Here is a 17541-nt window from a genome sequence, read left to right as displayed (position 1 = left end):
GCCGAAATGATCCAAGTTCTCATGTCCGCGGCGGCCCATGCGCGTATCCGCGACCGGATCGCCCCCATCGCCGCACGGCTCGACATCGTGACGGTTGCAGAGGGCGGCCGGTACCTCCGCAACGGGGTCGAAGCCGACCCTGCCACCCTCGCCCCGGAAGTCGTCTGGACAACCCTGGAGGCCTATGAGGGCGGACTGCTGCCCAGCCTCATTCGCGTCCTGCTGGACAGCCCTTCGGTTCGCTGGCTGCAGACCTTTAATGCTGGCCTGGACCTGCCGATCTTCCGCCGGATCATGGAGAAGGGCGTTCGGATCACCAAGTCGTCCGCCCAGGGGGTTGGGATTGCGGAATACGTCCTGGCCCATGCCCTGGCCCTGATTGTTCCCATCGACGCCCAGCGCGAACTGCAGGACGCCAAGACGTGGGGCCGGACCCCCTACCGGGAGGTCAGCCAGACGCGCTGGCTCCTCGTGGGTTACGGCGCGATCGGCGAACAGATCGCCCAGCGCGCCCGCGCCTTCGGCGTGGACCTGACCGTCGTGCGTCGGGGAACCGATGCGGGCCTGGCCCACAGGACCCTTCCCCTGTCACGGATCGAGGAGGCGCTACCGGATACCGACGTCGTGGTGCTGGCTTGCGCCCTCACAGACGAGACCCGCGACCTCTGCAATGACGCCTTCTTCTCGGCTCTGAAGCCCGGGGCCCTCCTGATCAATATCGGCCGGGGCGGATTGGTGGACGAAGACGCCCTGCGCCGGGGCCTGGACGCCGGGCGACCCGCCCATGCTGTCCTGGATGTCTTCCAGACCGAACCCCTGCCCACGGATCATTGGATCTGGACCCATCCCCAGGTCCGGGTCAGCGCCCATACCTCCGGTTCCGGCGATGGGGTCCAGCCCCGGGCCGATGTGCAGTTCATCGCCAACCTGGAGCGCTGGGTGCGCGGCGAACCTCTGATGAACGAGGCCGCCCGTTCCGAGGTGGGTCTGGCCTGAACCTCAGGTCCGGACGATCTCCGTGCCCACGGGGGCCAGGGAGATGATGGCCAGCTTCAGGTGCTGCAGGCCAAAGGGAATGCCGATGAGGGTCATGCAGAGCCCCACCCCGATCAGGATGTGCTGGATCGCCAGATACCAGCCGCCGAGGACAAGCCAGACCAGGTTCAACAGGGTGCCCATGCAGCCCGTTCCCAGGTCATCCGGGGTCCGCTTCACCGCCTGGCGGCCGAAGGGCGCATAGCTGAACCGGCCGATCCGGAAGGCCGCGAAGGCCCAGGGGGCACCGACCACCGTCAGGAGCAAGAGAAGCCCTGCCAACATCCAAAGGGTCCCGGAGATGAACCCCCCGAAGACAAACCAGAGGATGTTGAGGACGAGGTTCATCCCTCGGGGACGGACCTTGGCGCCCGGCGCACCTCGACCACGCGCACACGGCTGCCATCGAGGACCAGGGCCAGTTCCCCCCGCTTGAGACGGAGGGCGTCAGCCCCGAAGGCTTCCAGCCGCCAGCCGGTCAGGGCCGGCGTATCGGCGTTGTCGTCCTGGGCAATCATCTCGAGGTCAGACACCGTCGCGATCAGCTTGGATGCCACGCCGCCATCCTCAGCCCTGGCCTTGAGGAGGACCTTGAGCAACTCCACCACAGAGCCGGCCGCGGGGTTGTGCGGCGAGCGGGTCTTCTCGATCACCGGAGCCGTGGCCTCAGGGTCGCGCAGGGCCTCTCGGATGGTTTCGAGAAGCTCAGGCCCGAAACGGGAGCCGGCAAAGCCCTTGGGCACGGACCGGAGGCGCTCCATCTGGGCGGCGTCGGTGGGGGCCTGGCTGGCCAGTTCGTCGATGGCGTCATCCTTGAGGATACGGCCGCGCGGCTGGTCTCGAAGCTGGGCTGTCTTCTCTCGCCATTCGGCGACGGCGCGGTACACGCTGAGATAGCGCGGGGCCTGCTTGCGGGGCTTGAGCCGGCGCCAGGCGTTCTCGGGCGAGACGTCGTAGAGCGCAGGCTCGGACAGCGACTTCATGTCGTCGGCGACCCAGGCCAGCCGACCCTCGTCCTCGAGGCGGGACCGCAGGGTGGGATAGAGGGCGGCCAGGTGCGTCACGTCCGCCTGGGCGTAGGTGAGCTGGTTTTCGGTCAGCGGGCGACGGGCCCAGTCGGTGAAGCGGCTGGACTTGTCCAGCTCGATCTTGAGCATGTTCCGGACCAGGGCGTCGTAGGCGATCTGTTCGCCGTAACCGGCCGCCATGGCGGCAACCTGGGTGTCGAACAGGGGCCGGGGCATGGCCTTGAGATTATGGAAGATCTCGACGTCCTGGCGGGCGGCGTGGAACACCTTGACGATGCTCTCGTCGCGCAGGATCTGCAGGAAGGGCTCGAGGTCGAGGCCGGGGGCCAGGGGATCAATCACCGCCTCGTCATCTGGCGTGGCGGCCTGGATCAGGCAGAGCTTGGGCCAGTAGGTGGTTTCCCGCATGAACTCGGTATCCACCGCCACAAAGGGCTGTCCGAGGATTTTGGCGCAGAAAGTCTCAAGGTCGGCGGTGGTCGCGATGGGGGTCATGAGCTAGCTATACGCCGTCGCCGGGCCGAGTCTGCAAGCCCGCCGGCGCATTAATTGAAAGGTCCTCTCATGAGCGAGCGTCAGAACGGTCTCACCTACGCCCAGGCGGGTGTGGACATCGACGCCGGGGCCGCCCTGGTGGACCGCATCAAACCCCTGGCCCGGGCCACCCGCCGGCCTGGCGCCGACGCCGCCCTGGGCGGATTCGGGGCCCTGTTTGACCTGAAGGCTGCCGGCTTCAGCGACCCCCTGTTGGTCACGACCACGGACGGGGTCGGCACCAAGCTCAAGATCGCCATCGAGACCGGTCAACACGACACGGTCGGGATCGACCTGGTGGCCATGTGCGTCAACGACCTCCTGGCCCAGGGTGCCGAGCCCCTGCTCTTCCTCGACTATTTCGCTACAGGAAAGCTCGACGTCGAGGCGGCTGCCCGGGTCGTGGGAGGGATCGCCGAGGGCTGCCGCCAGGCGGGCTGCGCCCTTGTGGGCGGCGAGACGGCGGAGATGCCCGGCATGTACGCCGAGGGCGACTACGACCTGGCCGGCTTCTCCCTCGGCGCCGTGGAGCGGGGCGCGGTCCTGCCCCGGCTCGGCGAACAGCGCGCCGGCGACCTGATCATCGGCCTCGCTTCCTCTGGTCCACACTCCAACGGCTATTCCCTGGTCCGCAGGATCGTCGAGCATACCGGGCTGGACTGGAGCGCTGCCTCTCCCTTCTCGGACGACGAGACCCTGGCGTCAGCCCTGATGCGCCCGACCCGGATCTATGTTCGCCAGGTCCTGCCGCAGATCCGCGCGGGCCGGGTCAGCGCCTGTGCCCACATCACCGGCGGCGGACTGATCGAGAATCCGCCCCGGGTGATTGCCGAGGGTCTGACGGCGAGGTTCGACTGGAACGCCTGGACCCTGCCGCCGGTCTTCGCCTGGCTGCAGGACGCGGGCGGTGTCAGCGACACGGAAATGCGGCGCACCTTTAACTGCGGCGTCGGCCTGATCCTGACGGTCCGGCCGGAGGATGCCGGCGATGTGCTGGCGGGCCTCATCGAGGCGGGCGAGGACGCCTTTGTCTGCGGCGAGCTGGCCGCCGTCTGACCTCAGACCCCGCGGAAGACTGCCGGGCGCTTCTGGTTGAAGGCAGCGACCCCCTCGCGGCGGTCCTCGGTGGTGAACAGCCGATTGTACTCGGACAACTCCAGTTCCATGGCCTCGGCCAGGGGCAGGACGGCACCTGTCCGAACGACCGCCTTGACGGCGCGGATCGACAGGGGTGCCTTGGTGGCGATCAGGACCGCCCGAGCGACCAGATCGGCCACCAGGGTCTCGTTTGGCCGTACCGCGTTGACCAGTCCGATGGACAGGGCCTCGGTGGCGTCGACGGGAAGCCCGCTCATCAACATTTCCGAGGCCCGGCGCTCGCCGACCGCCCGGGTCAGGAGTTGGGTCCCACCCAATCCCGGGATGATGCCCAGTCCGGCTTCGGGAAGACCCATGCGGGCGGACTCGCCGGCCCAGGCGAAGTCACAGGCCAGGGCCATCTCGGCCCCGCCGCCCATGGCGGCACCATTCACCGCCGCCAGGACGGGAAAAGGACAGGCCAGCTGGGCCCGGATCATGTCCTCGAACAGCCTGTGCTGGTCAGCCCAGGCGGTGTCCGTCATGCCATCGCGTTCCTTAAGGTCAGCGCCGGCGCAGAAGAACCTTCCCGCCCCCGTCAGGACCACAGCGCGGACAGAGACGTCTGTGGACAGTCGGGTCCAGAGGTCCAGGAGGTCCCGCCCCATGGCGGTGGACAGGGCATTGGCGGCCTCCGGGCGGTTCAGGGTCACCTGGACCACGCCGGGGGCGGCCTCATGGACCCGGATCGTCGTATCGTCGCTCATCTTCCCTCCGGTCCGGCGACCACGCCGTCATCATGCAGCTTACCGATCTGAGCGGCGGAAAGGCCCAGGACGCTGGAAAGCACCTCGTCGGTGTGCTGGCCAAGGCGGGCGGCGGGCCGGGCCGGCTGGCGTTCGTCCTGGGGCACGGTCCCGGCGAAGCCGGCGGCGGGATAGGTCTCCCCCGAGGGATGGGTCAGGGTTGAGAAGACCGGGTTGCCGGCGAACAGCCGAGGGTCCTTCGCCGCCTGGGACAGGGTCTGGTAGGGGCCCCAGCAGACGCCCAGCTGCTCGAAGGCCGGGACCAGGTCCGCAAGCTTGCGGCGGGCCATGGCGGCATCGAAGATCGGCACCAGCCGGTCGCGATGGGTGAAGCGGAGCCCCTCGTCCCGGGCGAAGTCCACGCCCAGCTCGGCCTCCAGGGCCTTTACCGGCTCGACGATGTCCAGCAGGGGCTGGATACCCGACCACTGGCGGGGGGTGATGGCCACCAGCATGATCCGTACGCCGTCGGCGGTGGTAAAGTCACGGCCGAAGGCCCCGAAGATGTCATTGCCGACCCTGGGCCGGTCGCCCTCGCCGAGGGTCGCCTCGGCAAGCATGCCCAGGTTGGCCAGGCTGGCGGCTGCGATGTCGGACAGGGGCAGGCGAACCTCCCTGCCCTTGCCATCCCGGCTGCGCGCCATCAGGGCCGAGACCAGGGAGAAGGCAGCATAGCCCCCGGTCAGGAGGTCCCAGGCGGGCAGGATGTGGTTCACGGGCCTGGGATCGTCAGCATGGCCTGTGAACAGCGGGACACCGACGGCGCTGTTGATGGTGTAGTCGACCCCTGGCCGGCCATCGGCCCAGCCCATGACCCGAACGCAGACAAGGTCAGGCCGCAGGGCCGACAGGGCCTCGTAAGACAGGAAGCCCTCTACCGGGAAGTTGGTGACAAAGGCCCCGCCGTCGTCCCCTGGCGCGGCCGCCAGTTCCTGGGCCAGGCGTCGCCCCTCGGGCCGGGACAGGTCGATGGCGATGGACTTCTTCGACTTGTTCAGCCCCTCCCAGTAAAAACTGTCGCCGCCTTGGCTGAGGGGCCAGCGGCGGAAGTCCGGGCCGCCACCGATATTGTCGAAGCGGATCACCTCAGCGCCGAGCTGGGCGAGGTAGAGGCCGCAGGTCGGCCCGGCGACGAAGGCCGAGCCCTCGACCACGCGCAAGCCCTTCAGGAGGTCATACATGTGAAGCTCCTGGCATCAAAAGCTCTTGGGCATACCCAGCACGTGGTTGCCCACATGGCTGAGGATGAGGTTGGTGGAGATCGGGGCCACCTGGTAGAGGCGGGTTTCCCGGAACTTGCGCTCGATGTCGTACTCCTCGGCAAAGCCGAAGCCGCCGTGGACCTGAACGCAGGTGTCCGCGGCGAACCAGGAGGCCTCAGAGGCCAGCATCTTGGCCATGTTGGCCTCGGTCCCGCAGGGCTGGCCATCATCGAAAAGATCGGCGGCGTGCCGGACCATGAGGTCGGCGGCGCTGGTCTGGATATGGGCCCGGGCGATCGGGAACTGGACGCCCTGGTTCTGGCCGATGGGACGGCCGAAGACCTCACGCTCCCGGGCATAGGCGCTGGCCCGGTCGATGAAGAAGCGGGAGTCTCCGATGCACTCGGCGGCGATGAGGATGCGCTCGGCGTTCATGCCGTCGAGAATGTAGCGGAACCCCTGCCCCTCGGTGCCGATCAGGTTCGCCACCGGCACCCTCAGGTCGTCGAAGAAGAGCTCGGTGGTGGCGTGGTTCAGCATGGTCCGGATCGGCCGGATGGTCAGGCCGTTCCCGACCGCCTCGCGCATGTCGACCAGCAGGACGCTCATGCCGTCGCTGGGCCGGGCGGCCTCCTCCCGGGTCGTCGTACGGCAGAGGAGGACCATCAGGTCCGAATGCTCGGCCCGGCTGATCCAGATCTTCTGGCCGCGGACGACATAGTGGTCGCCATCGCGCCGGGCGAAGGTGGTGATGCGGGTGGTGTCTGTCCCGGCCCCCGGCTCGGTGACGCCAAAGGCCTGGAGGCGCAGCTCGCCCGCGGCGATCTTTGGCAGGTAGGCCTGCTTCTGCGCCTCGCTCCCGTGCTTGAGTAGGGTGCCCATGGTGTACATCTGGGCGTGACTGGCGCCGCCGTTGCATCCGGAGCGGTGAACCTCCTCGAGGACGGCGATGGCCGCCCCGAGCCCGAGGCCCGAGCCGCCGTAGATCTCCGGGATGAGGACGGAAAGAAAGCCGGACTCGGTCAGGGCCCGGACGAACTCTCCGGGATAGGCCCGCTCGCGGTCCTTTTCCCGCCAGTACTCCCCGGGGAAGCCGGCGCACAGCCGCCGGACCGCTTCACGGATCTCAGGAAAGGTCTCGGCGTTCGACACGGCGCGTCCCCCACGGATGAACGCTGCCGTGCTAGAGCCTGTTCCCTTCAGACGGAACGTCTGAAGGGGAAAACAGGCTCCAAGCCCAGAGCGTTAGATCCTGTTTTGATCCGATAACCGGTTCCCACTTATCGGAACAGGATCTAGCGCACCCTTGAGGTCAGGCAAAGGGGGCGACGCCGCGCCCCCCGCCGGATCAGCCGACGATGTCGGCCGGGCTGAAGAACTGGGCGATCTCGAGCGCCGCGTTCTCCAGGCTGTCGGAGCCATGCACCGAGTTCTCGCCAACGTTGAGGGCGAAGAGCTTGCGAAGGGTGCCCTCGGCGGCCTGCTCGGGATTGGTGGCGCCCATGACTTCGCGATAGCGCGCCACGGCATTGTCGCCTTCCAGCACCTGGACCACGACCGGCGCCGAGGTCATGGATTCGACCAGCTCGCCATAGAAGGGCCGATCCTTATGGACCTCGTAAAAGCCCTTGGCCTGGGCCTCGGTCATGTGGATGCGGCGCTGGGCGACGATGCGCAGGCCCGCGTCCTCGATCACGGCGTTGATCTTGCCGGTGAGGTTCCGCTTGGTGGCGTCCGGCTTGATGATCGAGAAGGTGTGTTGGGTCATGAGGGCCTGTTTCCAATCTGGAAGGTTCGGCCCGTGGGGGCCGATTTGGTGCGGGCTTATAGCCGCAGCCTCGCCGCTCGCCAACACCATGCGGTAAGGACGGGGACGCGGGCGCAAGGCTCTGTTAGAGAGCGCGCCGTCATGCTTCTGATCCGCGATCTCACCCACGACGCCTGGGGACGGCGTTTCCTCGACCGGGCCAACGCCAGTATTCCCCCTGGCGCCAAGGTCGGGCTGGTCGGACGGAACGGCGTGGGCAAGTCGACCCTCTTCGCCCTGATCCGCGACCAGGCCCGAGCGGGCGACGGCGAGATCAGCCTGCCTAAGGGCGCCCGGCTCTCGGCCGTCGACCAGGAGCATCCGGCCACACCGGTCAGCCTGATCGACACCATCCTCGCGGCCGACGAGGAAAGGGCCGCCCTTCTCGATCGCCTGGAGACCGCCCCGCCTGAGGATATCGGCGACATCTACGGCCGGCTGGCCGAGATCGGTGCGGACCGGGCCCCCTCCCGGGCAGCGGAAATCCTGTCGGGCCTCGGCTTCACGCCGGCAGACCTGGACCGGCCCATGGCGCAGTTCTCGGGCGGCTGGCGGATGCGGGTGGCCCTGGCGGCCGCCCTCTTTGCGGAACCCGACCTGCTACTCCTCGACGAGCCCACCAACTACCTCGACCTCGAAGGTGCCCTCTGGCTGGAGGCCCGGCTCCGGAAATATCCAAACACCGCCATCATCATCAGCCACGACCGGGACATTCTGAACCGGTCGGTAGACCACATCCTGCACATGCACGAGGCCCGGCTGGACCTCTATCCAGGCGGCTACGACGACTTCGAGCGTCAGCGAGAGGAAAGGGCGCGGGTCGAGGATGCCATGCGCCAGAAGGTCGACGCCCAGCGGGCCCACCTCCAGTCCTTCGTCGACCGGTTCAGGGCCACCGCCAGCAAGGCTGTGCAGGCCCAGTCGCGGCTGAAGATGATCGCCCGCTTGCCGCCGGTCTCTGCCGCCGCCCGGGAGCACACAGCCCCCTTCCTGCTGCCCTCACCACCAAAGCCCCTCGCCCCGCCCCTCCTGAGGATGGAGCAGGCCTCTGTGGGTTACGAGCCCGGCAAGCCGGTCCTGAAGGGCCTCAGTCTGCGACTGGACCTCGACGACCGGATCGGGCTGCTCGGGGTAAATGGAGCCGGCAAGTCGACCTTTGCCCGTCTCGTCGCCGGCGACCTGGCGCCCGAGGGCGGCGAGTACTGGCGGGATCGCCGCCTCAAGGTCGGCTGGTTCCACCAGCACCAGATCGAAGCCCTGGACCCTACCGAGACGCCCCTGGACATCCTGCGCCAGCGCCTTCCGGAGGCGTCTGAGGCCTCCCGGCGCAGTCGCCTCGCCCAGTGGGGCCTGGGGGTCAACAAGGTCGATACAACCGCTGCCAACCTGTCCGGGGGCGAGCGCGCGCGCCTGCTGCTGAACCTGGTGGCCATGGAGGCCCCCCACCTCCTGATCCTGGACGAGCCGACCAACCACCTCGACATCGACAGCCGCCGCGCCCTGCTCGACGCCCTCAACGACTATGAAGGGGCGGTGATCCTGATCACCCACGACCGCTCACTGATGGAGCTGGTCGCCGATCGGCTCTGGCTGGCCGAGGAGGGTTCGGTCCGGCCCTTCGAAGGCGATGTCGAGGCCTATGCCAAGCGCGTTATCGAGCGCGCGCGACAGGCGGCCCGGGACGTCGATTCCCGACCTCAGGCGGCGGAAACGCCGACCCCGGAACCTCAGGCGATCGCCCCAGTACCGAGCGCCCCGGCAAAGCCGCGGGCGCCAACCGGAAATGCCCGACGCCAGGTCGAGGCGACGGAGGCGGCGATGACCCGCGCCTCAAACCGGCTTGCCGAGATCGACTGCGCCCTCGCAGATCCGAAGACCTTCTCCGGTGATCCCCGGCGCTCGACGGAGCTGGGCAAGGCGCGGGAGGGGGCTCAGGCCGCCCTTGATGCAGCGGAACAGGCCTGGCTGGTCGCTGTCGAAGCGCTTGAGGCCCTCAAGGCCTAACCGCAGGCCAGCCGCTGGATGATCCCTGTATCGACGTCGAAATAGATGTTCAGCCGGCGGGGGTTGTAGTCCTGCGCCTGGACGCAGGTGGAGCAGGTCACCCGCCGGAGGCCAGGGACCACGGGCACCGGTATCGCCGACTTCGGCTGTCCCACGAGGTTGCTCACCGCCTTGAGGCCGCAGGTGTCTATAGGCTCGGGCCTTGAATGCGGGATCGGGGGCGGTGCAACCTTGACGCGCCCTGACGTTGGCGCACAGGCTGGCATACACGCTACAGCCACCAGCAGGCCCAGGGCGAAGAGCCGGCGGCTCATGCGGCCTTCTCCCAGCCGCGTTCGCTCTGGCGCCAATAGACGGCACTGAACCCTGCGTCCTTCAGTTGCCGCCATTGGGCGCGGGCGACCTGCAGGGCCACCTCATCCCTGCCGTCGAAGATCACCGAGCACCGCTCATAGCCGTCGAGTACGCCCGGCTCGGCGCCGTCGACCAGGAAAAGGGCCTCGGCGTGGTTGGGATTGGCGTCATCGGCCACCAGCGCCACCGGATCGGCCGGCCCCGCCTGCGCACCCGCGGCATGGGGAAGGAAGCTGTCGTCCCGGTAGCTCCATAGCCAGCCGTCCAGGTGGTCAACCCGATCCCCGGAAGGCGCCCGGACGAGGGCCTTCCAGCCCTTCTGCAAGGTCCGCTCCAGAAGGGTCGGAAGGACCTGGTCGAGCCCCTGGCGCTCCAGGTGATAGAACCAGACCTCGCAGCTCGTCATGCGGACTCTTCGTAGTGGTCTGCGACGAGGCGGTTCAGCAGCCGGACGCCGAAGCCCGTGGCACCTTCGGGAATCGTCGGGACAGACGACGGCTTTTTCCAGGCGGTCGAGGCAATATCGAGGTGCGCCCAGGGCAGGCCGTTGACGAAGCGCTGGATGAAGAGGGCGGCGGTGATGGACCCGGCTGGCCGTCCGCCGGTGTTCTTCATGTCGGCGATCGCGCTGTCGATCTGCTTTTCATAGGCCTTGGGCAGGGGCAGGCGCCACAGGGGCTCTTCTTCCGCCTTGGAGGCCGAGAGGAGCTTCTCGGAGAGGTCGTCGCTGTTCGAGAACAGGCCGCCATAATCATTGCCGAGCGAGATGATGACGGCGCCGGTCAGGGTGGCCAGGTCGACCATGAAGCGCGGCTTGAAGCGGTCCTGGCAGTACCAAATGGCATCGGCCAGGACGAGACGGCCCTCGGCGTCGGTGTTGATGACCTCGATGGTCTGGCCAGACATGGAGGTGACGACGTCGCCCGGACGCTGGGCGTTACCATCGGGCATGTTCTCGACCAGGCCGAGTATGCCCACCGCATTGACCCTGGCCTTGCGGCCCGCCAGCACGTGCATCACACCAGCGACGGCGGCAGCGCCGCCCATATCCCACTTCATGTCTTCCATGCCGTCGGCAGGCTTGATGCTGATGCCCCCGGTATCGAAGCAGACACCCTTGCCCACGAAGGCCACGGGCTGGGCGGCGGGATCGGCGGCACCGTTCCAGCGGATGATGGCCAGCTGGCTTTCGCGCACGCTTCCCTGGCCCACACCGAGCAGGGACCCCATGCCCAGTTGACGCATCTCCTCCTCGCCCAGGATCTCAACTGTCAGGCCGAGGGCCTCAAGGGCCTTTACTCGCCGGGCAAACTCGGCGGGATAAAGGATGTTGGCAGGCTCGGAGACGAGGTCGCGGGCGAAGACGACGGCGTTCGCCAGGGCCGACAGGGACGGCATGGCTTCGGCGGCAGCGGCGGCATGGTCCGTCACGATCTCGGCGCGAACGATCGAAGGCTTTTTATCGGCGGTTTCCCGGGTCCGGTATTTGTCGAAACGATAGGCGCCCAGGCGAAGGCCCAGGGCAGCGCGGGCTGCGAAGGCCCCCGTGTCTACCGCCGGTGAGAGGCGGAGCACTTCGGCTCCCGAGAGCTTGGCGGCAGCGTAGGCGGCGGCAGCCGTCTGTTCCGCCGCCAGATCATCGAATTCGGAGGCCTTGCCGCCGCCCACAAGCAGGGTCCGGCCCAAAACGCTGGCGACCTCAAGAACCTGGCCCCGGGCCCCGGTAAACCGGCTCTGGGCGACGGCACCGGCGAAGGCGCCGCCATTCACGCCGCCGGCCTCGCCCTCGGGAACGACGATAGCCAGGAGGCTGCGGGAAGCCGACGCGGCGTCGGGCGATACGAATTCAATCTGCATGGGTCCTCGGGTCCTGTGGTCTTACCGCCCTGGGGGGGGGCGGAGTGCTCTGCGGTTGCGCACGCGGTACGGCTCATGATTAGAACAGCCCAGACTTGCAGGCGCGGCAAATCGCCGGCTGGGATCGATAATTCTTGATGCGCCTGATCGACCGTTATCTCCTTCGCCAGCTTGTCGGCCCCACCCTTTGGTCGGTGGCCGCCGCGGCTGCGCTTGCCCTGCTGTCGACGTCCCTGACCCAGCTCGACCTGATCGTCAGCGGCGGTCAGAATGCCCTCGTATTCCTGAAGGCGACGGCCCTGGCCATGCCGCAGCTGATCAACATGGTTCTGCCGGTCAGCGTGTTCGTCGCTGCACTGGTGACCCTGAACCGCCTCCAGACAGACCAGGAACTGGCTGTGTGCTTTGCGGGGGGCATGAGCCGTTGGCGCGTGATCTCCCCGGCCTTCCGGCTGGCGGCGGTCCTGACCCTCGCGTCGCTGATGATCAACCTGTGGGTTCAGCCAACCGCCCACAGGGCCATGCGCGAGGTGCTCTTCGAGGTCCGTACCAACCTCGTGTCTTCCCTGATCCGGGAGGGTGAATTCTCCCAGCCCGCCCCGGGCCTTACGGTTTACGCCCAGTCCGTCGACCGGAATGGAGAGATCCGCAATCTCTTCATCCATCGCTCCAAGGATGATGGTGGCGCGACGACCTACACTGCGGACACGGGCCGATTGGTCATGAAGGACGGCGCGCCAATCTTGCGTCTTTTCCGGGGATCGACCCAGGAACTCTCCCCGGAAGGTGTCCTGAACTACCTTACGTTTGACGACTATCCATTTGAACTGAATACATTCATCAGAACTGAAGAGCGGGTTCACTTCAAGCCGTCTGATCGCTATCTGCACGAACTCCTGTTCCCGGATCTCACCCAGGACTGGGAGACGCGGAACGTGAAGAAGCTCTACGCCGAGGGCAATGCCCGGCTCGCAACACCGCTCTACGTTCTCACATTCATGGCGCTCGCCGTGTGGGCCATCCTTGGCGGCGCCTTCTCCCGGCTTGGTTATGGCCGACGGATTGCCCTGGCGGGCGGGATCGCAGCGGTCACGCGAATTCTTGGATTTATTGCAGTTTCAGCTGCTGAATCAGACGTCTGGATAAATATCCTTCAGTATCTGATTCCTCTGGGCTGCATGGCGTGGGCGCTCCGGGTGGTATTCCGCCAGGCCCGTCAAGGGTCCGGTGCCCGGGGCCGACGCCTGGCCTCCGCAGGGGTTGCAGCCTGATGTCTGGCCCCGGCGTCCTCGAAATCTACATCCTCCGCCGGACGCTCCGGGCCGTAGGGGTGTCCATCGCTGTAATTTTCGCTGTCATCCTTCTGATACAATTTGAAGAATTGTCGAGATCTGTAGGCGTTCGGGCGGATGCCGAGGTCTCGGACATCCTCTGGCTCACCCTCCTTCGGTCCCCAGGCCTCGTCCTGCTTCTCTCGCCCTTTGTCTTTCTCTTTGGCGGCATTGCCGCCTACGTCGGCCTGAACCGTTCGAGCGAACTCACGGCCATGCGGGCAGCGGGCGTTTCAGCCTGGCGCTTCATCGCGCCCTCCGCCGCCTTCGCCGTCTTTGCGGGACTTGTGGTGGTGATGATGCTCAATCCCCTCGCAGCCGGGCTTTCCGCCCGCTTCGAAGTCGAGCGCGCGCGCATCCTGCAAAACTACCAGGCTGAAGCTCCCAAGGAGGTCTGGCTCCGCCAAGGTGACAACCGTGATCTCGTGGTGATCCACGCAAAGTCCAGGGACATGCAGGGCGACGCCATAAGGCTGCAGGCCGTATCGCTGTTCGTTTACCAGAAGGACGGCTCCGGTCGGCTGCAGTTCCGCCGCCGCATCGAGGCGGCACAAGCGGTCCTCCAGGCGGGCTTCTGGAGACTGAGCGACGTCCGCGAAGCGTCGGCAGGGCAGAGCACCGTGCGATCCGATAGCCTGTCGATCCGCTCGACCCTAACTTCTGCAAGCGCGCTCGACCGCTTTGCCTCCCCGGAGTCGGTGCCCTTCTGGGGCCTTCCGGGTGCCATCCGACAGACGGAGCTCGCCGGTTTCAGCTCCCGTGGCTTCCGCCTGCGGCTCCACCAGCTGATTGCCACCCCAGTACTCTTCGCGGCCATGTCCATACTGGCTGCCGCTGCGTCGCTGCGGTTGGCCCGCCAGGGCGGACTGGCCCTGGCGGCGGGTGCTGGTGCCGCCGTCGGCTTTCTGGTGTTCTTTTTCAACCAGATGACCGGCGCCCTGGCGTCCGCAGACATTATCCCACCGCTTCTGGGCGCCTGGGCCCCACCCCTTGTCGCCCTTCTGTCCGGCCTCGCCGTGCTCTGTTACACGGAAGATGGTTGAAGTGGTCGCGTCTGGCGGGAAGTCACAGGCGGCGCTTCGTTATGAGGCGTTAATGAAGGTCACGGAGCTCAGGGCTCTTTGCGGATTCGCACTTTTCGCGGCCGTCCTGCTCGGCAGTGCGGGCGCCGCCATGGCCGGGCCTGCGCCCCCTGCTCCAGCAGAAGACGGGCTGTCGCCAGACCAGCTCTATCTCGAGGCCGACACCGTTACGCGGGACTCCGAGACCGGACGTACAGTTGCAACGGGGAAGGTCCAGGCGCGATACCAGGGTCGCACCCTCACAGCCGACGAGGTGGTCTTCGAGCCTGCGGACCGGCTGATCCGCGCCAAGGGGTCCGTGCGCATCCTCAACCCCGACCGGACCGCGCAGTTCGCCGACGAGATTGTCCTCGACCAGTCGCTGTCGGTCGGAGCGGCCAAGGGCTTCGCCGTCCGCAACGAAGGGCAGATCAAGTTTGCGGCGGCCAGCGCTGTTCGCCGGAGTGAGACGCTCAACGAGTTGAACCGAGCGATCTATACCCCCTGCGAGATCTGCGCGAAGGACGGAGGGGAGATCAAGCCAACCTGGTCGATCCAGGCGGACCAGATCGTCCAGGATCGCGAGAAACAAGTCGTCGGATACCGAAATGCAGTTATCCGGGTGCGGGGCGTCCCGGTAATGTGGCTGCCTGTCTTCTGGCACCCGGACCCCCAGGCCGAGCGCCGGTCGGGCTTCCTGCAGCCGGCCCTGAAGACTTCCAGCCGACGGGGGCTGTCCTATGAGCAACCCTATCTCTTCGTCTTTAATCCCTCAGCGGACCTGACCCTTTCCCCCCAGATCAACAGCAAGGTAAGCCCCTTCCTGAACGGCCACTACCGGCAGAGGTTCCGGTCTGGAGCCGTGGATGTCCGTGGCGGCTTCACCTACGACCGGGACTTCGATGGCCAGGGAGACGCCTTTGGCGATCCGACCCTGCGCAGCTACATCCTCGCCTCGGGGGCCTTCGCCCTGACGCCGGAGTGGAAATGGGGCTTCAGCGCCGAGCGCACCTCTGACGACCTCCTGTTCGAGAAGTACGACATCGGCGGCGCCTACGAAGCCCGCGGTCCCTTTGTCCCGGATGACCGGCGTCTGATCTCCCAGGTTTACGCCACCCGGCAGACCGCGAAGTCCTGGTTCTCGGCCGGTGCCTTCAGCATCCAGGGGCTCCGCCCCGAGGATGACGACCGCACCTTTCCCCAGGTTGGTCCCTTCGTCGAAGGCCGGTTCGAGCCCGTTGGAAACCTGGCGGGCGGGCGCCTCAGGGTCCGTGCCTCCGGCGTCGCCCTGACCCGCGACGCGGCCCCGGGCGCGCCAGGAGGAACCCCCGGGCTCGATAGCCGCAGGGTGACACTGGAGGGCGACTGGAGGCGGACGGATACACTCCTCAACGGCCTGCGGGCCTCGGTGTTCGGCAACATGCGGATGGATGGCTACAGCCTCGGCGACCTGGAAGGCGTCGCCGGTCGATCGTCGACACAGGGAAGGGCCCTGGCCTCAGTGGGTGCAGAGGTTTCCCTTCCGATGTATCGGCGGACGTCGAGCGCCCTGGTCATCCTTGAGCCCGCAGCCCAGGCGGTGGCTGCGGCGGGCGGCACTGGAATCGTGGTCGGAAAGACTGCCTCTGGGTCGCCGGTCTACCTCAACGAGGACTCGGTCACCGTCGTATTCGACGATACCAACCTGTTCCGCCTCAACCGCTTCCCAGGTTATGACCTGACCCAGGACGGCCTGCGCCTGTCCCTGGCCGGGCGGGCCATAATTCTCTGGGACGATGGCCGGCGCGCCAACTTCGTCCTTGGCCGCAGTTTCAGGTCGCAGGACTCCGAGGTGTTTTCCACGACTTCGGGGCTGGCGAGGAAGGCCTCCGACTGGATTGTCGCCGTGGAGGCTGAACCCATGGCCGGGGTCAGCCTGTTCGCGCGGACCCGCCTGGACGCCGACGGCCTGAGCGTCCGGCGTGCGGAAGCCGGGGCCAATTTTCAACTTAAGCGCGGCTCGGGGTACTTCCGTTATCTCAAGGAAGAGGCTGCATCGGGGTCGGGTCACCGGGAAAATGCAGATATTGGCGGCGAGGCCTTCCTCAACGACAACTGGGGCGTCACCCTCTATGGAAACCGGGACATCGCGGCCAGCGCCTGGGTGATCCGGGACATTGGCGTCGTCTACCGCGACGGCTGCACCCGACTCGACATCATCTACCGCCAGGAAGACATCCAGGTTGGACGGCTCGGGTCGTCAACCTCGGTCAACATTCGCCTCACCCTCGCCACATTGGGTGGCCCCCTTGGAACCCGCTAGTGTCTCGCCTCTGGAGTGAAGTTCACAGCCGTGTCAGAAGCCAACCGGACAAGATCATGCACTTGAAGGATGATGTTTCGGTGATGAACCGCGCCGCGAAGAAGGGGTGCCAAGCCCTCGCCGCTGCCTGCCTCGGGCTCGTCGCCTTCACGGGTCCCGCCGTCGGGCAGGCCAATGCCCTGGCGAAACCACCAGCCGCGGCCCCCCTCCAGGCCGCACCGGTGGGCCTATCCGAAACCGTCGCGGCGGTGGTGAATGACGAGATCATCTCGACATTCGACCTGGCCCAGCGGATGCGCCTGTTGATCGCGACCTCCGGTATCCAGCCCACCCAGCAGAACCTGCCACAGTTCCAGCGAGAGGCCCTGAGCGGCCTCGTCGATGAGCACCTGCAGATCCAGGAGCTTCGCCGGGTCGAGAAGGAGCAGAAGATCTCCATCATCCCGACCGATGAGGAAGTGGATGAACAGCTCACTGAAATGGCCAAGGATAACAACGCGAACCTGAAACAATTTACCAATTCACTCGCGGCCCAGGGGATCGGCATCGACACCCTGCGTGAACAGGTGCGGGCGCAGTCGGGCTGGCAGCGCTGGGTGCGCGGCCGTTACGGCTCCCGGCTGCGGATCGGTGAAGACCAGATCAAGGCGGAGATGGAGCGGATTTCCGCCTCGGCCTCGCGGCCCCAGTACCAGATCGCCGAGGTGTTCCTCGACGCCGGACGGGTGGGCGGCATGGAAGTGGCCATGAACGGTGCCACCCAGCTTGTTTCCCAGATCCAGCAGGGTGCACCCTTCCCGGCCGTCGCACGCCAGTTCTCAGCATCGCCCTCAGCCGCTACGGGTGGGGACGTGGGCTGGATCGCGTCCGGCGAGATGCCTCCGGAGGTCGACGCCGCCCTGGAGCAGATGCGGCCAGGCCAGCTCTCCAGGCCCATTCCCGTCCGGGACGGGGTCTACATCGTCTTCCTACGCGACCGCAGGGCTGGAACCTCGGCGGCCACGGTCTCCCTCAAGCAGGCGGCGATATCGCTTCCCAAGGGGGCCGCCGAACCCGACGTCCGCGCAGCGGCTGCGAAGCTCAATGATGTGCGCTCCCGACTGAAGGGCTGCGAAACGGTCGAGGCCGAGGCTGGCAAGGTCG

The 17541-nt window shown here is 66.8% G+C and carries 16 protein-coding genes; 7 read left to right on the top strand and 9 right to left on the bottom strand.

Translation table 11 applies throughout. The features are described 5' to 3' along the window. Window positions 1–6: 6 nt before the first annotated feature. Window positions 7–996: an NAD(P)-dependent oxidoreductase gene (locus WCJ52_RS00755; RefSeq protein WP_336901374.1), complete on the top strand. Its 990-nt coding sequence runs from the start codon at window positions 7–9 to the stop codon at window positions 994–996. Window positions 997–999: 3 nt separating this feature from the next. On the opposite strand, the gene WCJ52_RS00750 is transcribed toward WCJ52_RS00755, so the two are convergent. Continuing rightward, the gene (locus tag WCJ52_RS00750; RefSeq protein ID WP_336901373.1) at window positions 1000–1383 is read right to left on the bottom strand and encodes a YccF domain-containing protein; all 384 of its coding nucleotides are present in this window, start codon (window positions 1381–1383) and stop codon (window positions 1000–1002) included. Continuing rightward, window positions 1380–2558, bottom strand: coding sequence for a ribonuclease D (rnd, locus tag WCJ52_RS00745; RefSeq protein ID WP_336901372.1), 1179 nt, complete (start codon window positions 2556–2558; stop codon window positions 1380–1382). Before rnd ends, WCJ52_RS00750 begins: the two co-directional genes overlap by 4 nt. Before the next feature lie 69 nt (window positions 2559–2627). Between rnd and purM the strand changes: the two genes are divergently transcribed. Beyond that, on the top strand, window positions 2628–3653 hold the full coding sequence (purM, locus tag WCJ52_RS00740) for a phosphoribosylformylglycinamidine cyclo-ligase (protein ID WP_336901371.1): 1026 nt from the start codon (window positions 2628–2630) through the stop codon (window positions 3651–3653). A 2-nt stretch (window positions 3654–3655) separates the two neighbouring features. Here purM and WCJ52_RS00735 read toward each other — a convergent pair whose 3' ends face one another. From WCJ52_RS00735 to ndk, 4 genes are all read right to left on the bottom strand, one after another. After that, complete coding sequence (locus WCJ52_RS00735; RefSeq protein WP_336901370.1) at window positions 3656–4441, bottom strand: enoyl-CoA hydratase-related protein; 786 nt, start codon at window positions 4439–4441, stop codon at window positions 3656–3658. Beyond that, window positions 4438–5661: a CoA transferase gene (locus tag WCJ52_RS00730; RefSeq protein ID WP_336901369.1), complete on the bottom strand. Its 1224-nt coding sequence runs from the start codon at window positions 5659–5661 to the stop codon at window positions 4438–4440. Before WCJ52_RS00730 ends, WCJ52_RS00735 begins: the two co-directional genes overlap by 4 nt. A 15-nt stretch (window positions 5662–5676) precedes the next feature. Further along, complete coding sequence (locus WCJ52_RS00725) at window positions 5677–6834, bottom strand: acyl-CoA dehydrogenase family protein (RefSeq protein ID WP_336901368.1); 1158 nt, start codon at window positions 6832–6834, stop codon at window positions 5677–5679. A 196-nt stretch (window positions 6835–7030) separates the two neighbouring features. Further along, window positions 7031–7450 (bottom strand): nucleoside-diphosphate kinase, encoded by a 420-nt coding sequence (ndk, locus tag WCJ52_RS00720; RefSeq protein WP_336901367.1) that lies wholly within the window; start codon window positions 7448–7450, stop codon window positions 7031–7033. A gap of 141 nt (window positions 7451–7591) precedes the next feature. On the opposite strand from ndk, the gene WCJ52_RS00715 reads away from it, so the two are divergent. Further along, window positions 7592–9493, top strand: a complete 1902-nt coding sequence (locus WCJ52_RS00715; RefSeq protein ID WP_336901366.1) for an ABC-F family ATP-binding cassette domain-containing protein — start codon at window positions 7592–7594, stop codon at window positions 9491–9493. On the opposite strand, the gene WCJ52_RS00710 is transcribed toward WCJ52_RS00715, so the two are convergent. The 3 genes from WCJ52_RS00710 to WCJ52_RS00700 are packed head-to-tail and all read right to left on the bottom strand — an operon-like array spanning window position 9490 to window position 11704. Next, window positions 9490–9807: an I78 family peptidase inhibitor gene (locus WCJ52_RS00710; protein WP_336901365.1), complete on the bottom strand. Its 318-nt coding sequence runs from the start codon at window positions 9805–9807 to the stop codon at window positions 9490–9492. The two genes, WCJ52_RS00715 and WCJ52_RS00710, sit on opposite strands and share 4 nt — an antisense overlap. Continuing rightward, window positions 9804–10253, bottom strand: coding sequence for a DNA polymerase III subunit chi (locus tag WCJ52_RS00705; protein ID WP_336901364.1), 450 nt, complete (start codon window positions 10251–10253; stop codon window positions 9804–9806). The genes WCJ52_RS00710 and WCJ52_RS00705 overlap by 4 nt, the downstream gene beginning before the upstream one ends. After that, entirely contained in the window at window positions 10250–11704 is a 1455-nt protein-coding gene (locus WCJ52_RS00700; protein WP_336901363.1) for a leucyl aminopeptidase, read from the bottom strand. The genes WCJ52_RS00705 and WCJ52_RS00700 overlap by 4 nt, the downstream gene beginning before the upstream one ends. Window positions 11705–11841: 137 nt before the next feature. On the opposite strand from WCJ52_RS00700, the gene lptF reads away from it, so the two are divergent. The 4 genes from lptF to WCJ52_RS00680 all read left to right on the top strand — a co-directional run. Further along, window positions 11842–12975: an LPS export ABC transporter permease LptF gene (lptF, locus tag WCJ52_RS00695; RefSeq protein WP_336901362.1), complete on the top strand. Its 1134-nt coding sequence runs from the start codon at window positions 11842–11844 to the stop codon at window positions 12973–12975. Then, a complete protein-coding gene (locus WCJ52_RS00690; protein ID WP_336901361.1) occupies window positions 12975–14078 on the top strand; it encodes an LptF/LptG family permease in 1104 nt (367 codons plus the stop codon). The genes lptF and WCJ52_RS00690 overlap by 1 nt, the downstream gene beginning before the upstream one ends. A gap of 52 nt (window positions 14079–14130) precedes the next feature. Beyond that, window positions 14131–16398, top strand: coding sequence for an LPS assembly protein LptD (gene lptD, locus WCJ52_RS00685; protein WP_336901360.1), 2268 nt, complete (start codon window positions 14131–14133; stop codon window positions 16396–16398). Between the two features lie 56 nt (window positions 16399–16454). Next, on the top strand, window positions 16455–17541 hold a 1087-nt coding region (locus WCJ52_RS00680), incomplete at its 3' end, for a peptidylprolyl isomerase (RefSeq protein WP_336901359.1).

The organism is Phenylobacterium sp. (assembly GCF_037138395.1).
Taxonomy (GTDB): Bacteria; Pseudomonadota; Alphaproteobacteria; order Caulobacterales; family Caulobacteraceae; genus Phenylobacterium.
Note: the sequence above shows the minus strand (reverse complement) of the source record. Positions and strands in the feature narration are given on the sequence as shown.

What these genes read in the sequence shown, in the direction of transcription:
- ndk (WP_336901367.1), bottom strand. Translation starts at nt 7,450, where the DNA reads ATGACCCAACACACCTTCTCGATCATCAAGCCGGACGCCACCAAGCGG.
- purM (WP_336901371.1), top strand. Translation starts at nt 2,628, where the DNA reads ATGAGCGAGCGTCAGAACGGTCTCACCTACGCCCAGGCGGGTGTGGAC.
- WCJ52_RS00755 (WP_336901374.1), top strand. Translation starts at nt 7, where the DNA reads ATGATCCAAGTTCTCATGTCCGCGGCGGCCCATGCGCGTATCCGCGAC.
- WCJ52_RS00690 (WP_336901361.1), top strand. Translation starts at nt 12,975, where the DNA reads ATGTCTGGCCCCGGCGTCCTCGAAATCTACATCCTCCGCCGGACGCTC.
- WCJ52_RS00705 (WP_336901364.1), bottom strand. Translation starts at nt 10,253, where the DNA reads ATGACGAGCTGCGAGGTCTGGTTCTATCACCTGGAGCGCCAGGGGCTC.
- WCJ52_RS00730 (WP_336901369.1), bottom strand. Translation starts at nt 5,661, where the DNA reads ATGTATGACCTCCTGAAGGGCTTGCGCGTGGTCGAGGGCTCGGCCTTC.
- WCJ52_RS00700 (WP_336901363.1), bottom strand. Translation starts at nt 11,704, where the DNA reads ATGCAGATTGAATTCGTATCGCCCGACGCCGCGTCGGCTTCCCGCAGC.
- WCJ52_RS00750 (WP_336901373.1), bottom strand. Translation starts at nt 1,383, where the DNA reads ATGAACCTCGTCCTCAACATCCTCTGGTTTGTCTTCGGGGGGTTCATC.
- WCJ52_RS00715 (WP_336901366.1), top strand. Translation starts at nt 7,592, where the DNA reads ATGCTTCTGATCCGCGATCTCACCCACGACGCCTGGGGACGGCGTTTC.
- WCJ52_RS00735 (WP_336901370.1), bottom strand. Translation starts at nt 4,441, where the DNA reads ATGAGCGACGATACGACGATCCGGGTCCATGAGGCCGCCCCCGGCGTG.
- WCJ52_RS00710 (WP_336901365.1), bottom strand. Translation starts at nt 9,807, where the DNA reads ATGAGCCGCCGGCTCTTCGCCCTGGGCCTGCTGGTGGCTGTAGCGTGT.
- lptD (WP_336901360.1), top strand. Translation starts at nt 14,131, where the DNA reads ATGAAGGTCACGGAGCTCAGGGCTCTTTGCGGATTCGCACTTTTCGCG.
- lptF (WP_336901362.1), top strand. Translation starts at nt 11,842, where the DNA reads ATGCGCCTGATCGACCGTTATCTCCTTCGCCAGCTTGTCGGCCCCACC.
- rnd (WP_336901372.1), bottom strand. Translation starts at nt 2,558, where the DNA reads ATGACCCCCATCGCGACCACCGCCGACCTTGAGACTTTCTGCGCCAAA.